This is a genomic window from Afipia birgiae 34632 (genome assembly GCF_000308295.2).
Classification (GTDB): domain Bacteria; phylum Pseudomonadota; class Alphaproteobacteria; order Rhizobiales; family Xanthobacteraceae; genus Afipia; species Afipia birgiae.
In genome coordinates this window covers 211339-225996 of sequence record NZ_HG326654.1, presented here as the reverse complement: position 1 = coordinate 225996, position 14658 = coordinate 211339, and the positions used below count along the sequence as shown (strand labels likewise).

The 14658-nt window shown below is 61.4% G+C and carries 16 protein-coding genes and 1 riboswitch; of the genes, 7 read left to right on the top strand and 9 right to left on the bottom strand.

From position 1 onward, the window contains the following. The first annotated feature begins 89 nt into the window (after positions 1-89). Positions 90-887, top strand: coding sequence for an AraC family transcriptional regulator (locus BN32_RS19675; protein WP_244438217.1), 798 nt, complete (start codon positions 90-92; stop codon positions 885-887). A gap of 9 nt (positions 888-896) precedes the next feature. On the opposite strand, the gene BN32_RS19670 is transcribed toward BN32_RS19675, so the two are convergent. Next, entirely contained in the window at positions 897-1841 is a 945-nt protein-coding gene (locus BN32_RS19670) for a cupin-like domain-containing protein (RefSeq protein ID WP_019196295.1), read from the bottom strand. Further along, positions 1838-3064 (bottom strand): GNAT family N-acetyltransferase, encoded by a 1227-nt coding sequence (locus BN32_RS19665; protein ID WP_019196296.1) that lies wholly within the window; start codon positions 3062-3064, stop codon positions 1838-1840. Before BN32_RS19665 ends, BN32_RS19670 begins: the two co-directional genes overlap by 4 nt. Before the next feature lie 381 nt (positions 3065-3445). On the opposite strand from BN32_RS19665, the gene BN32_RS19660 reads away from it, so the two are divergent. Next, the gene (locus tag BN32_RS19660; protein ID WP_019196297.1) at positions 3446-3769 is read left to right on the top strand and encodes a PilZ domain-containing protein; all 324 of its coding nucleotides are present in this window, start codon (positions 3446-3448) and stop codon (positions 3767-3769) included. 44 nt (positions 3770-3813) lie between these two features. Beyond that, the gene (locus BN32_RS19655; protein ID WP_019196298.1) at positions 3814-4062 is read left to right on the top strand and encodes a PilZ domain-containing protein; all 249 of its coding nucleotides are present in this window, start codon (positions 3814-3816) and stop codon (positions 4060-4062) included. Positions 4063-4093: 31 nt separating this feature from the next. On the opposite strand, the gene BN32_RS19650 is transcribed toward BN32_RS19655, so the two are convergent. Beyond that, positions 4094-4405: a PilZ domain-containing protein gene (locus tag BN32_RS19650; RefSeq protein WP_019196299.1), complete on the bottom strand. Its 312-nt coding sequence runs from the start codon at positions 4403-4405 to the stop codon at positions 4094-4096. Positions 4406-4674: 269 nt separating this feature from the next. Between BN32_RS19650 and BN32_RS19645 the strand changes: the two genes are divergently transcribed. Then, positions 4675-4941: a hypothetical protein gene (locus BN32_RS19645; protein WP_051488548.1), complete on the top strand. Its 267-nt coding sequence runs from the start codon at positions 4675-4677 to the stop codon at positions 4939-4941. A gap of 19 nt (positions 4942-4960) precedes the next feature. Here BN32_RS19645 and BN32_RS19640 read toward each other — a convergent pair whose 3' ends face one another. Then, positions 4961-5146: a hypothetical protein gene (locus BN32_RS19640; protein ID WP_019196301.1), complete on the bottom strand. Its 186-nt coding sequence runs from the start codon at positions 5144-5146 to the stop codon at positions 4961-4963. A 194-nt stretch (positions 5147-5340) separates the two neighbouring features. On the opposite strand from BN32_RS19640, the gene BN32_RS19635 reads away from it, so the two are divergent. Further along, a complete protein-coding gene (locus tag BN32_RS19635) occupies positions 5341-5523 on the top strand; it encodes a hypothetical protein (RefSeq protein ID WP_051488568.1) in 183 nt (60 codons plus the stop codon). A 164-nt stretch (positions 5524-5687) separates the two neighbouring features. Here the strand turns inward: BN32_RS19635 and BN32_RS26355 are convergent, their stop codons facing one another. After that, complete coding sequence (locus BN32_RS26355) at positions 5688-5885, bottom strand: hypothetical protein (RefSeq protein WP_019196303.1); 198 nt, start codon at positions 5883-5885, stop codon at positions 5688-5690. 237 nt (positions 5886-6122) lie between these two features. On the opposite strand from BN32_RS26355, the gene BN32_RS19630 reads away from it, so the two are divergent. Continuing rightward, positions 6123-7004 carry an IS1595 family transposase gene (locus BN32_RS19630; RefSeq protein ID WP_019196304.1) on the top strand — a complete coding sequence of 294 codons (882 nt, stop codon included), beginning with the start codon at positions 6123-6125 and terminating at the stop codon, positions 7002-7004. 80 nt (positions 7005-7084) lie between these two features. Here BN32_RS19630 and BN32_RS19625 read toward each other — a convergent pair whose 3' ends face one another. Continuing rightward, a complete protein-coding gene (locus BN32_RS19625) occupies positions 7085-7819 on the bottom strand; it encodes a hypothetical protein (RefSeq protein WP_152343641.1) in 735 nt (244 codons plus the stop codon). A 284-nt stretch (positions 7820-8103) separates the two neighbouring features. Here BN32_RS19625 and recA point away from each other — a divergent pair, with 284 nt between their 5' ends. Continuing rightward, positions 8104-9192 (top strand): recombinase RecA, encoded by a 1089-nt coding sequence (recA, locus tag BN32_RS19620; RefSeq protein WP_040427064.1) that lies wholly within the window; start codon positions 8104-8106, stop codon positions 9190-9192. Positions 9193-9513: 321 nt separating this feature from the next. On the opposite strand, the gene gcvP is transcribed toward recA, so the two are convergent. From gcvP to gcvT, 3 genes are all read right to left on the bottom strand, one after another. After that, entirely contained in the window at positions 9514-12378 is a 2865-nt protein-coding gene (gene gcvP / locus BN32_RS19615) for an aminomethyl-transferring glycine dehydrogenase (protein ID WP_019196307.1), read from the bottom strand. Positions 12379-12526: 148 nt separating this feature from the next. Next, positions 12527-12892, bottom strand: coding sequence for a glycine cleavage system protein GcvH (gene gcvH, locus BN32_RS19610; RefSeq protein ID WP_040427338.1), 366 nt, complete (start codon positions 12890-12892; stop codon positions 12527-12529). A 31-nt stretch (positions 12893-12923) separates the two neighbouring features. After that, positions 12924-14102, bottom strand: a complete 1179-nt coding sequence (gene gcvT / locus BN32_RS19605; protein ID WP_019196309.1) for a glycine cleavage system aminomethyltransferase GcvT — start codon at positions 14100-14102, stop codon at positions 12924-12926. 134 nt (positions 14103-14236) lie between these two features. Continuing rightward, positions 14237-14326, bottom strand: a riboswitch (glycine riboswitch). Positions 14327-14658 lie beyond the last annotated feature (332 nt).

Sequence of the window (14658 nt, the reverse complement as noted above, 5' to 3'; positions counted from 1 at the left end):
GGCAATCACGTGAACCGGCAAAATGCCTCTCACCCGCTCGCTGTCGCTCGCGACCTCTCCCCGTGAACGGGGAGAGGTGAAAGACGCAGATGTCCAGATCAATGCGTCATACCCGCAGCACCGACGCCAACGACTATCAGTCCGTGCCGCGGCCGCTCGCAGCGATGTCGAAAAGCTTTGTCGACGGGTTTGAGATCGCACCTCACCATCACGCCCGCGACCAGCTTGTCTACGCGGTGAGCGGCATCATGCGCATCCGCACTGCGACCGAAGCCTGGATCGTGCCGCCGGATCGCGCGGTGTATCTGCCCGCGCTGACGGAACATTCGATCGGCATTCGCGGTCAGGTGGAAATGCGCACGCTTTATATTGCGCGCCGCGCGAGCGACGACCTGCCGGTCGCGCCGACCGTGCTGGAGGTCTCAGGCTTGTTGCGCGAACTGGTGCTGGCGCTGATCGAGGAGCCGGTGATCTACGATGAGCAGGGCCGCGGCGGCGCAGTGGCGCTGCTGATCCTGAGCGAGATCGCGAGGGCGCGGCGCTTGTCGCTGGTGATCCCGATGCCGCGTGATCCGCGCCTGCTGCGCGTTTGCAACGCGCTGCTGGCCGATCCGGCAAGCCGCCTGACGCTGGATAGCTGGGTCGGTATGGCGGGTGCATCGTCGCGGACGCTGGCGCGGCTGTTCGAGGCCGAGCTGGGCTTGAGCTTCGCGGCGTGGCGGCAACGCGTGCGCTTCCACAACGCGCTGGAAGCCATTGTCGCGGGCGAGCCGATTTCGCGGGTGGCGGAGCGCAGCGGCTATCGCAGCGCGAGCGCGTTCTCGGCGGCGTTCCGCAAGGCGATGGGCCAGCCGCCGAGTTCGCTAAGGGGTGAGGGAGGGGCGTGAGCGATTAGCTCACGCCTTCTTCAAGTAGTAGTTCGCGTTCTTGCCGAGCGCGATGCGGCGGATGACCCGGCGCATGGTTTCCGAGCCGCGCAGCGGTTCGACGATTGCAGCGGCGGTGCGATAGACCGCGAGTTTCGCAGCATCGAGGGACGGCTTCTTGCCGGGGGCGGCCTGCGGCAGGCCGAGGCCGCGCAGCATCGAGTTGAAGCGATGCAGGTCGTTCAGTCGGCGGACTTCTTCAGTCTTCCAGGTGATCGCCATCGAGATCGAGTGCGATCCCGCGGTCTTCACCCAGTGCGGCCACTGATAGGGAATGTAGCAGCCGTCGCCGGCATCGAGTTCGAACTCGATGCCGCGCGGCCGGAAGCTTTCGTCGAAAGGCACGTTGCGGTGCTTGACGGTGGAATGCTCGACCTGCGCGTCGTCTGCGATCTCGCCGTCGCGGTTGTCATAGACCGCGAAAATCTTCTCGCCGTAGATCTGCACGAAGAAATTGTCTTCGGCGTCCATGTGGAACGGCGTCGTCGAATTCGGCGACGACACGAACAGGAAACCCTCGATTTGCGAGAAACCGGCATCCTCGATGCTCTTGAAGCCTCGCGCGCGGGCAACCGACGTCAACGCGTCTTCGAGCAACTGGCGATACTCCGGCGTTTTCTCCACGCGCTTGAGCACCATCCATGCGCCCGCGGTCTGAATGCGGTTGACGACCTCGACCGGATCGAGATCGACGCTCTTCACCTTGTCCGGGTCCTGGCTGACGGAGGCGTCGCCGGAATTGTATTCGATCAGGTCGCGTGGCATGTCCGCAGCAAGCTGCGCGATGCGCGACAGCGTCAGCAGCGGATGACCCGAAAGCTTGTGGCGGATCGCGAACGGCTTCAGCGGAAAATCGCGCTTCAGCGATTCATTGTCAGCGGTGATGACCGGCGAAATGCTTGAGGCAACGTTCATGAGCGTGTCTCCCGGATTTTCCTGATGGTGTGAACAAGACGGCGCGCCGGCTCGCGGGCGAGCTTGCGCAAGGCGAGGCCGAGCCGGATGGCCGGCACGAAGGGGTCGCGGCGATTGAGCGGAATCAGCACGTCGCCGATGACAAGGCGTCCGCGCCAGATCGGATCGATCATGGGATGGCCGGGGATCGCGGTGGAATCGACCATCGTGATGGCCGGGTCGGCGCACATGTGGCGCGTGAGTTCCAGCGTCAGCTGCACCCCGGGTGAGCATTTGGCGAAGTTTTCGTCGACGCCGAGCTTGAAATAGAAGGCGCGGTCGAGATGCCGGAGCACGATGCCGGAGGCCACCGGCGTTTCTCCCGCATGCAGCGTGACGATCTCGCAGTTGCCGCGCGCCGCGGCGTCAAACACCGCGCGGCGGATGAAGGCCGCGTCGCCGTCGTGCTGAGCCAGTGCGGTGCCGCGCCGGGCTTTCCAGCCGCTGGCTTCGAGGGTGAGGAAAATTCCGAGGTCGCGTTTGATTTCGCTGGGCGCGGTTGCGATCGTGAAGATCACTTCGCCATGCTCGGCGAGCCGGTTGCGCTGGCGGCGAAGCTCTTTCAGCTTCTTCGGGCCGAGGGCGTCACGGAGTAGCTCGTCTGCGCTGCGTGTTGCGTCGAGGCTGGCGCGCGCATGGCTTTGCAGGATGCGCGGCTGCAATCCGCGGCATGCCAGTGCGCGGGTCAATGCCGTCATCGCCGCGCCTTCCAGCGGAATATCGCGCAGGATCAGCGCACGCGCGCCGGCATTGCGCGCCTGTTGCATCAGTTCGGCGGCGGCCTCGTCGGCCCGTTCGCGATCAAGCAACGGCGTGGCGAGAGTGCCGTACGGATCGGCGCTGACCAGCGCGGGCAGGGGAAGGCCATATGCGCGCCAGGCGGAAATCACCGGCAGCAGGCCGATCAGGCGCGGACTGTCATTGTTCACTGTTGTGGCTGCGAGGGCGCTGACATTGGTGCGCCCCTGCGCGGACGCATTCACGGCCAACTCCCATTCGGGCAGGAAATAGCCGTTGGGTTCAACGGTGTTGTCGCTCAGACGCCGCCAGCGTTCAGCGGCAACGGCCTCGAGCGGTACGAGCGGACCGGACGTTTCGACCAAGGAATGGCCACTGGCTCGCTCGCGGGCAAAACTCACCTCGCGGCGCGCGGCGGCTTGTGCTGCATTGGCAATCTCGACCACGGACCAGTCCCCATTCCACGCAATTTTTTCGGCGCGAGGCTCGACAGCTTCGCGCGGTTGTTGTTGTGCGTCCCTCTGTGGAAGCTACGGACCAAACATCAAAATCGGATGTGGGATTAGGGTTAAATGCAGCGGGCTTTTTTCATCGCTTGTTAACGAAGCCATCGCGCTGACGAAGGCTTGAGCGGCGGTTGCCGGTATTATCCGGTTGGAAATCGCGGCGTGCAGAAAGATTTAAGCAATTGCGCGCAACGTATAATTACCATGACACCGCCTGCGTGAGATTTCGAGCGGCGGGGCAAATTTAACAAGTCAGTTTTTTGTAAACCGAGTTTTTCGGAAGACGATTTTACCAGGCAGCAATCTCCCCAGGAGGTCGCAATGGGCAAGGAACTTCGTAAGAGCCAGCGGGTCGATTTCGAACGCGGCATTGATGTGCAGATCATGGGGATCGACGGCACCTGGCGCCGGTCGTGCCGGATGCTGGATGTGTCCGAAGGCGGCGCCTTGCTGAAAGTTGAAGGCTCTGTCGGCGATCTCGATCTGAAGGAATTTTTCCTGTTGCTGTCCTCGACCGGTCTCGCTTACCGGCGATGCAAGATGGTGCGGGTGAACGGCGATCAGGTCGGCGTGATTTTTCTCAAGCCCGACGTCAAGAAGAAGTCGGCATACCCGTCTGCGAGAAAGATGCCGGTGGTAGCCTGACGTCGAACCTTGAGTGCCTTGCTAGAGTCCGAAGTGTGTGCCTCATGCATCAAGATCGCCGCTTTAGTCGCGTCCGGCCTTCAGGAAATCTCTCCCGAACGGCCAAGATCATCGTCGATCCGAAATCCCCGGTGATCGGCTGCAACGTCGTGGATTATTCCGCGGGCGGGGCGTGTCTCGAGGTTGTTCCGCGCATGCCGCTGCCCGACAGGTTCGAACTGCTCTACGCCGGATCGAAAAAGAAATGCCGCGTGGTGTGGGTGAAGGGCCCACGCCTCGGAGTTTCGTTCTAGGGCATTGTGACGATGAGTGCAGGGGCGCCGTTCAGTCGAACGTGATGCCCACGCGTTGGCCGTTGTTCCAGACCATGCGGCAGCGGGCGATAAAATCATCCGCCTTGATGGCAAGGCTGAATCGCGGCGGGATCATCGCGGCATTGGCGACATCCAGCGCCGCGCCGCGCTTCGACATGTTGCGCACGGTGCAGTCGATGCCTGCGCCATTGAACGTAATGACGCCGCCCTTGAAAACGCGGCGGCGCGTTTCCGACCGCCTCTCCACCAATGGTGTGTCTGTCATGGCCGCGACCTTGTGAGTCATGGCCGGAAATATGGCGGCGGCGGGTTGCCAGTCCATAAAACGATACCTGGTGCTGGCCGCGTTCATGTTCAGGATTGATTTACGACATTGACCCGGGTCGGTGCTCGGCTGGCTGGAATCGCTGCGGGGCGGCTGTTTCGGGTCTTTTTGCAGGATTTTGCCCCGCCTTGGTCCCGTCTTGACCCCGCCTTGGCCATCGTTTTGCGGTGGGGTACACTGTCATTGTCGGCGTCACGCGCGTCCGGACGACGATGTCCAATCTTACAAATGACCAACAGAAGATGACTGATCCGGGGAGAGTTTCGATGCGGGTGTTTCGGGTAGCGATGCTGATCGGCTTGACGATGGTTCCCGTCTCCGTACCGGCGTTCGCCCAGATGATGCCGGGGTTCAAGCTGGGCGAAGGCAAGGAACTCTCTGAAGAGGACAAGGCCCGCGCCAAGGCCAACGAGGACGCAGCGAAGGCCGCGCGGTCGAAGATCCCCGATGCCAAGGCCAGCAGCGACCCGTGGGCCACGGTGCGAACGGAGCCTGCTCCGAAAACCGCAAAAGCGAAATCGACAGCAAAGTAATTGTCTCGGCGCGCGGCTGTTACTTCGAGATTTTCGGCTCTGACGAAAGCAGGTTATTCAGATTGACGGCGACGTCGAGCTGACGGGCCTTCTTCAGAAGATCGTCGCGCTTCTCGCACGGCGGCATCGCGCGGGCCTTGTTCCGGGTTTCATCCGCGATCCTTTGCCACTTTTCTCCAATGGAAATCTCGTTCGTCCGAGTCATGAATGAGGCTCTCCTGCATGTCAGGTGTGAGCACACCGGTTTGTGATCGGCCGGTGTATCGACTGTCTCAACCCTCGGCCGGTGGAAAATGATCCACCGGAGGGTAACTCCCACACGCCAAATATCTTTGTCCCGCAATGGAACGAATGCCATCCCGTGTTCGTCTGTTCATTTGGACGATGCCTGGCGGGACGATGGTTGATCTGATCCGATTGATGCAACGCTGGCTGTGGCCGGCAGCTACTGAAACCCAGACAGAAGCGCAGGATACGTCCAGCATGGCCGATCTTGTGCGGCTGCTCGGAACGGAACGCGAGCCGCCCGGCGGAGCAGACGGGCAGGGCGAAGGGCGGGCGAGCGAAGCCGATCATTCCTGACGCCCGACAAGCGTGAGAGCGTAATTCCGTTACGCAGTCCCGTCACGAAATGAGGCCGCGATCGCGGCGGCCTCATCCGGTTAGCGCTGTGTTGCGCAGATTTCCTTCTTCATGCCATCGGCCGGCTTGTTTCCCTCGGGCTGATCTGGCCGCACGAGGCGGCCTTACTTTCCGATAGGTGGTCGCAGTCCCGGCGACGATACCCACTCGCTCATCTGGCAGGCCGTTTCGAGCTGACGTGCCTTCTTAAGCATCGCATCACGCGCACGGCCCGGGGGCAAATCCATTGCCTCTTCACGAGTCTTGTCCGCGAGTTCCTTCCATTTTTGTTCGAACGGGGGCTTCTCTGGTTGGCGGGGCATGCGCTTCTCCTGTGTTCGCTAGAGCGGCTCCATGGCTCTTGGCTGGCAGCAAAAGTTAACGCCTTAATTCAGAACTCGTCTGTCCAGTTCCGCACACGAGATGCAAATTAGGCCACGGCGAAAATCAAAACAGGCCACTAGGGGTTAAAACAGGCCAGTACCACCCCGCGCATATATCCCCTCTGGACATGTAGAACAAACCCGGTTAGAGTACCTATATTCTACGGGGAGGCTCGCATGGCTCAGAAGTTGTCGAATATCCGGCAGTTCCAGAAGCGGTTCCCCGACGAGGATGCTTGCCTTGCCCACTTGATGCGCACCCGGTTTGGCGAGCGGTTCACCTGCTTTAAGTGCCAGAAGCAGGCGACCTATTACCGGGTCAAAGCCCGTCGCTCGTTCGAGTGCGAGCATTGCGGCTATCAGGTCTACCCGACCGCTGGCACCCCGTTTGAGAAGACCCGCACCAGCCTGCGCGACTGGTTCTATGTCATGTTCCTGTTCTGCACGACGCGGAACGGCGTGGCCGCAAAGGAAGTGCAGCGCCAGCTTGGCGTGACCTATAAAACGGCGTGGCGTATGTGCCGCCTGATCCGCCTCTACATGGGCTACGTTGACGGCGACAACCCTGTGGGTGGCCCCGGCAAGACCGTGGAAGTGGACGAGACGTTCGTTGGCGGCAAAGACCTCAACGGCAAACCGGACGACAAGTCCGTGGTGTTCGGCGTCCTAGAGCGCGGCGGCGACGTGGTGACACGCCACGTTATCGACCGCACCGCCAAGACGCTCGTTCCGCATGTCGTGAGCTTCGTGAAGAAGGGATCGCGCGTCCACACGGACGAATTGTCTAGCTATCGTTCGCTGACTGAGCGTCATGGCTACGATCACGAAACGGTCGATCACTCAGCCAAGGAATACGTTCGCGGCGACGTTCACACGAATGGCATTGAGTCGTTCTGGTCCAGCGTCAAGCGCGGGATCAACGGGACTTATGTTTGGGTTTCGAAGAAGCACTTGCAGACTTACCTGCGCGAGTTCGAGTATCGCCATAACCTGCGCCAACAGCCTGCTTTGATGTTTGAGCTTCTTTTGCAGGCTTTCCCGAAGGTTCGGGTTGAGTAGCCATCATCTGCAATAGCCTGTCGAAACGCTTGTCGGCGTCGTGTTGCTTTGGCTTCGGCATCTAGTTTTACCCCCAAGTGTTAGTTCAGAACACGCACGTTATTATGAGTTAGGCAAACTAGCGGTTCTTCTGTTCGCTTATTAAAGCGACCGCAGATCGTGGAGAACGCCTTCTTTCCATGTGGCACCAGATCATCTGCGAAGCCAACAATTGCAGCAAAGTATAGATACTTTTGGCCTGCGACGATGGCATCAAAAATTACATCGGGAATTTGGACGGGGACCCAGAAGGAACGAACATCATTCGGATAAATCTCTATGCCACTTCCACTGGTCCCCAAAATTGCTTTTAAAGCGCCCTGATAGAGCAAGTCCTCCTCGGCTATCGTTAGAATCCGATCCGAAATAACAAATGAGCCGCCACCTTCGCTTGTCGCTCTCGCTGGCAAATCGCCGCGATTTGTTACTATGATCTTCAATGCAGTAGCGCCCTTGGTGAGCGCCTCAGTTGTCATCGTCAGCCGAGCGCCGGTTTTGACTGCGACGGGTTGCGATTGCGCTGCAAGACTTACAAACCCATAAATAACCGCGTTGCAGGCGAGAAATACCGTCATAGCCGCTAGGAACTCGGTTCTTATGCAGCCCAACCGACTGAGCTTGACGCCCTCCCAGCGACGAACTCTCGTAAGTGCCTTACCGTCGTTTGGAACGAAAACCGCCGCCGTGCGCCAATCTGACCATAGCGCCCAGACAACTCCAGCACCGAGAAGCGCGGCGATTTCGAAAATCGCTACCGATAGGACTATGTTTGTCACGCCACTAACCTGAAGCGCCACGCCGAAAAGGTATGGCAACGCAGGAAGGGCCAATAGGTAGAGTTTCGTCCTCGTTCGCATCCCCCTAAATCTAGCCGATTCCGGGTACATGTCCCAAGGGGATATATCTGCCCGCCCCCCGCAAAAGAACATATTGCGAACCTAGAACAAATAGGGTACGTTCAGTTCCATCGGATCGATCCTGATTCCGGTCCGCCGCAGGGGCAGCAGGCCAGCCAGCTTGTTTGTCCGGCTGGCGAATCCCGTTCATAAGGAGCACCACTATGGCCCCCGCCGCCCTGCGTATCGTTGAAGGATCATCCATGGACAAGACCAAGGCCCTGTCGGCCGCGCTCTCCCAGATCGAGCGCCAGTTCGGCAAGGGCTCCGTCATGAAGCTCGGCAAGAACGACCGGTCGATGGATATCGAGACGATTTCCTCGGGCTCGCTCGGGCTGGATATCGCGCTGGGTGTCGGCGGCCTGCCGAAGGGGCGGGTGGTCGAGATTTACGGTCCGGAATCCTCCGGCAAGACCACGCTGGCGCTGCACACGGTGGCCGAGGCCCAGAAGAAAGGCGGCATTTGCGCCTTCATCGACGCTGAACACGCGCTCGATCCCGTCTATGCCCGCAAGCTCGGCGTCAATGTCGATGAACTTCTGATCTCGCAGCCGGATCATGGCGAACAGGCGCTGGAAATCGCCGACACGCTGGTGCGCTCCGGCGCGGTCGATGTGCTGGTTGTGGACTCGGTGGCGGCGCTGGTGCCGCGCGCCGAACTCGAAGGCGAGATGGGCGACAGCCTTCCCGGCCTGCAGGCACGGCTGATGAGCCAGGCGCTGCGCAAGCTCACCGCCTCGATCAACAAGTCCCACACCATGGTGATCTTCATCAACCAGATCCGCATGAAGATCGGTGTGATGTACGGCTCGCCGGAAACCACCACTGGCGGTAACGCTTTGAAGTTCTACGCGTCCGTGCGCCTCGACATTCGCCGCATCGGCCAGATCAAGGAACGCGACGAAGTGATCGGCAACTCGACCCGCGTCAAGGTGGTGAAGAACAAGCTGGCGCCTCCGTTCAAGCAGGTCGAGTTCGACATCATGTACGGCGAGGGCGTCTCGAAGCTGGGCGAAATTCTCGATCTCGGCGTGAAAGCAGGAATCGTCGAGAAGTCCGGCGCATGGTTTTCCTATGACAGCGTACGCCTCGGTCAAGGCCGCGAGAATTCCAAGACCTTCCTGAAGGCCAATCCTGAGGTGACGGCGAAGATTGAAGCCTTGATCCGCCAGAATTCCGGCCTGATCGCCGAGCAGATCCTCGCAGGCTCGCCGGAGCGCGATGCCGACGGCGAGGAGCCGGCGGACGACTAATCATTTTCTGGCTCGGGCTTAATCGCCCGGGTTCAGGTGCGATCCGAGAAGACGGGAATCCTTTTCGGGCATCCATCGTACCTTCGGAAAGCAAACGGGCGTTGTGGATGTTGAGTTGCCGACATCCCCAGCGCCCGATTTGTTTTTGAAGAGCGGGGCGGCAGCGTTTCTTTCCGCGTCGTCCCGGCCAGGCGTAGCGCGAGCCGGGACCCATAACCCCTGCACTCGTTTGGCGCGTTGCGCGCTCGACACATGAACCACAGTCTAGGGATTATGGGTCCCCGCTTTCGCGGGGACGATGACTTGGAAGCTCCGAGCGCGTTACTCCGCCGCCTGTGCGTAATCCGCCACCGGCGGGCAGGAGCAGACCAGATTGCGGTCGCCATGGACGTTGTCGACGCGTCCCACCGGTGACCAGTACTTGTCACTGCGCGAGGTGCCAGCTGGAAAGCAGCCTTCCGCGCGGGAATAGGGCCGCTGCCAGTGATCCTCGGCGATGTCGTGCACCGTGTGCGGCGCATGCCGCAGCGGCGACGCTTCGATCGGCCATCGTCCGGCCTCGACCTCGGCGATCTCGCGGCGGATCGCGATCATGGCATCACAGAAACGATCCAGTTCCGCCTTCGATTCGGATTCGGTCGGTTCGATCATCAGCGTGCCGGGCACCGGGAAGCTCATGGTTGGCGCGTGGAAGCCGTAGTCGATCAGGCGTTTGGCGATGTCATCCACGGTGACGCCGGAGCCGGTCTTCAGGCCGCGCGGATCGACGATGCACTCATGCGCGACGCGTCCCTTGGCGTTCCGGTACAGCACCGGGAAATGAGGATCGAGCCGTTTGGCGATGTAGTTCGCATTCAGGATCGCGACTTCCGTGGCGCGGGTCAGGCCTTCGCCGCCCATCATCAGGATGTAGATGTAGGAAATGACGAGGATCGACGCCGAGCCGTAAGGAGCCGCCGACACGGGACCGACCGCAGTTTCCCTGTCGCTTGTGATATTGGCGGGAAGAAACGGCGCGAGGTGTTTCTTCACGCCGATCGGGCCCATGCCGGGACCGCCGCCGCCGTGTGGAATGCAGAAGGTCTTGTGCAGGTTGAGATGGCTGACATCCGCGCCGTAGTCGCCGGGCCGCGCGAGCCCGACCTGCGCGTTGAGATTGGCGCCATCGAGATAGACCTGTCCGCCGTGGCTGTGGACGATGTCGCAGATCTCGCGGATGTGCTCCTCGAACACGCCGTGGGTCGAGGGATAGGTGATCATCACCGCAGCGAGATCGTTCGCGTGCTGCGCAGCTTTCTTGCGCAGGTCTTCCACATCGACATCGCCGCGCGCATCGCAGGCGACAACAACGACATCCATACCGACCATGCTGGCGGAGGCCGGATTGGTGCCGTGAGCGGAAGAGGGGATCAGGCACACCTTGCGGTGCGGCTCGCGGCGCGAGGCATGATAGGCGCGGATCGCCAGCAGTCCGGCATACTCGCCCTGCGCGCCGGAATTCGGCTGCAGGGACACCGCGTCGTAACCGGTGATATCGGCGAGCCATTTCTCGAGCGTGGCGAACATGGCGTGATAGCCCGCCGCCTGCGCCGATGGCGCGAACGGATGCAGAGCGCCGAACTCCGGCCAGGTCACCGGGATCATTTCGGTGGTGGCGTTGAGCTTCATGGTGCAGGAGCCGAGCGGGATCATGGCGCGGTCGAGCGCGAGATCGCGGTCGGACAGCTTGCGCATGTAGCGCAGCAGTTCTGTTTCCGAGCGGTGCTCGTGGAACACCGGATGGGTCAGAAACTTGCTGGTGCGCACAAGAGCAGGCGGCAGCGCGTCGCGCGCCTCCTTCTCGATGTCCGCATAGACAAGGTTGCCGCCGAAGGTCCGCCACACACTCTCGACCACCGCAGGCGTCGTGGTCTCGTCCAGCGCGATGCTGACGGTGGTCTCGTTGAGCCGCAGATTGATGTTCTCATGAGCAGAATGCGAGATGATGGCCTGCCGCTGACCATTGATCGCCACTGTGACCGTATCGAAATAGGCGTCATTCAACGGCGCAAAGCCGAGCTTGCGTAGGCCTGCCGTCAGAACCGTTGCGCGCCGGTGCACGGTGCGAGCGATGTGCGTCAGCCCCTCAGGGCCGTGATAGACCGCATACATCGAGGCGATCACCGCGAGCAGCACCTGCGCGGTGCAGATGTTCGAGGTCGCCTTTTCGCGGCGGATGTGCTGCTCGCGCGTCTGCAGCGCAAGGCGATAGGCGGGCGCCCCGCGTGAATCCACCGAGAGGCCGACGATGCGGCCGGGCAGGGAGCGCTTCAGCGCATCCCTCACCGCCATATAGGCCGCGTGCGGTCCGCCGTAGCCCATCGGCACGCCGAAGCGCTGGGTCGAGCCAATGGCGATGTCCGCGCCGAGATCGCCGGGCGAGGCCACAAGCGTCAGCGCCAGCGGATCGGCGGCGACGGCGGCGATGGCGCCTTTCGCCTTCAATGCCGTGATGGCCGCGCGCGGATCGAACAGTCCGCCATGCGTGCCGGGATACTGGAACAGCGCGCCGAACACGTCGGCCTTGTCGAGGTCGCGCGCCGGATCGCCGACAATCAATGACCAGCCGAGCGGCTCGGCGCGGGTGCGCAGCACCGCCAGCGTTTGCGGATGCACTTCATGATCGACGAAGAACGCCTTAGTCTTCACCGAGGACGAGCGCTCGGCGAGCGCCATGGCTTCCGCCGCCGCGGTGCCTTCATCGAGCAGCGACGCGTTGGCGATGTCGAGTCCGGTGAGATCGCAGATCATGGTCTGGAAATTGAATAGCGCCTCGAGCCGCCCCTGGCTGATCTCGGGCTGATACGGCGTGTAGGCGGTGTACCAGGCCGGATTCTCGAGGATGTTGCGCTGGATCACCGCGGGCAGGATCGTGCCCGAGTAGCCTTGGCCGATCAGTGAGGTGAACACCTGATTGCGACCGGCAATGCTGCGCATATGCGCGATCGCGTCAGTTTCGCTAAGCGCCTTGCCGAGATCCAGCGGCGCCTTCAGCCGGATCGAAGCCGGCAGCGTCTCGCTCATCAGAACCTGAAGGCTCGATGCACCGACGGTCGAGAGCATGCTCTCGATGTCGCGCGGCGAGGGGCCGATATGCCGGCGCACGAAATCGACAGCGGGTTCGGCAGGTTTGCGATGCGCGGTCATGTGAAACTCCTCAGGAACAGAGATTTGAGTTCGTCATTGCGAGAAGCGCCAGCGACGAAGCAATCCACCCCTTGGCAACCGAAGACTGGATTGCTTCGCTTCGCTCGCAATGACGATGTGTCTTTCATCGAACGTTTGTCCTGCAGCCTTAAGCAGTGTGGGCCTTGTAGGCAGCTTCATCCATCAGTCCGTCGAGGTCGCTCTTGTTGGCGATGCGTAGCTTGAAAAACCATGCGGCCTTGCCGGGATCGGAGTTCACCAGCGCTGGATCGGCGGCGACGGCGTCGTTGACCTCCAGCACTTCCCCCGCGATCGGCGCGTAGACATCCGATGCAGCCTTGACGCTTTCGACCACGGCGGCGGCCTCCGCCTTCTTCAGCGTGCGGCCGACCTTCGGCAGCTCGACGAACACCACGTCGCCGAGCTGGGTCTGCGCGTAGTCGGTGATGCCGATGGTGGCGACGTCGCCGTCGATCTGGAGCCATTCGTGATCGGAGGTAAACAGCGTGGTCATGATGTCCTCAGCATTTGCGGTGTTGATGGTGTTATCGTTTGTAACCATTGGGCACGAACGGCATCGTAGAAACGCGCAGCGGCAGGCGTTGCCCACGCACGTCGGCGAAGACGAGGGTGCCTTCGGTGGAAAGGGATGTCGGCAGATAACCCATGGCGACGGGTGCATTCAGCGTCGGTCCGAAGCCGCCGGAGGTAACGGTGCCGATTTTTTCGGATGAGGTTTCGCTGGCGTAGAGGGCCGCATGTTCACGCACCGGCGCACGGCCTTCTGCACGCAAACCGACACGGCGGCGCGATGCGCCGGTTTCGAACTGTTTCAGGATGATGTCGGCGCCGGGAAAGCCTCCCGCGCGTGCGCCGCCAATGCGGCGGCTCTTTTGCACCGACCATTCCAGCGCACCCTCGACGGGCGTGGTCGTGGTGTCGATGTCGTGACCGTACAGACAGAGGCCAGCCTCTAACCGCAGGCTGTCGCGCGCTCCAAGGCCGATCGGAAGCACGGCGGGATCGGCGAGCAGCGCGGTTGCGAAACGCTTGATGTCTTTTGCAGGAACTGAAATCTCGAACCCGTCCTCGCCGGTGTAACCGGAGCGCGAGACGAAGCAGTCGATGGCTTGACCAGAGATTTGCACCGTGTGCGGTCCGGCATCCATGAACTTCATCGCGGCGACTGTCGGCGCATGCTTCGCCAGCACCTCGACAGCCTTCGGTCCCTGCAGCGCGATCAGCGCGCGATCCGGCAGCGGCTCGATGATGCAGACGTCGGAGAGATGCTGACGAAGATGCGTTTCATCCTCAGTCTTGCAGGCGGCGTTGACCACCAGGAACAGGTGATCGCCGAAGTTCGCAACCATCAGATCGTCGAGAATGCCGCCGGCGTCATTGGTGAACTGCGCATAGCGCTGGCGGCCGGGCGCAACGGCGAGGATATCCTGTGGCACCAGACGTTCCAGCGCGCGGACGGCGTCCTCGACCTTGCCGGACTTTGCCGTGAGAGCGATCTGGCCCATGTGGGAGACATCGAACAGGCCGGCGGAGGCGCGGGTGTGGAGATGTTCCTTCAGCACGCCGGCGGCGTATTGCACCGGCATCTCATAGCCGGCGAACGGCACGATCTTGCCGCCGCGCGCCACATGCAGGTCATGCAGCGGAACGCGCTTCAGCGCATTGTCAGCAGCGGAGGATGGATGTCGTTCGGCGGCTTGCATGGTCGGGCTCCTGACAGATTCGGGACCAGTTCCCGAAATCATGTCGAAGCCCCATCTGTCGCTGCGCCTGAGAGTATTATCCCGTCGGCGGATGCCGCGCCGGAAGCTCCGGCCGCACCTCTTTCCAGATTTCAGTCAGTCACACGGTCCGTTTGCCTGAGAGTTTCCGGGGCGGTTGCTCCTTCGGCGCCGGCATAAAACCGGTCTCTCCCGACGTGACTTATCAGCTTAACATATAGCTCACTTAAGGCAGGAAAACACGCCTTTCGAGGCCCTGTCAACGCAACTGCGAGATTATCAACGGGCTTCGCGGCGCGCTTGGGACTGCTTGCAAGCCGCTGATCTGGTGCACACTTTCTGGACATTGCAGGCCCGTTCCGTCTAGAAACGGGGCGGGACAAACTGCGCTGCACGCGTCATTGAAGGCGGGCGGCGCACCAAGGCGTTTTCGGGCGGAACGGCGAGCGTTTCGCGCCATGAGAATGCGTCAGAACATCGAGAGCGTTTTCGAGCGAAGTGGGTACCGGTTCGCGTGAAGAGAACGCGTCAAACATAG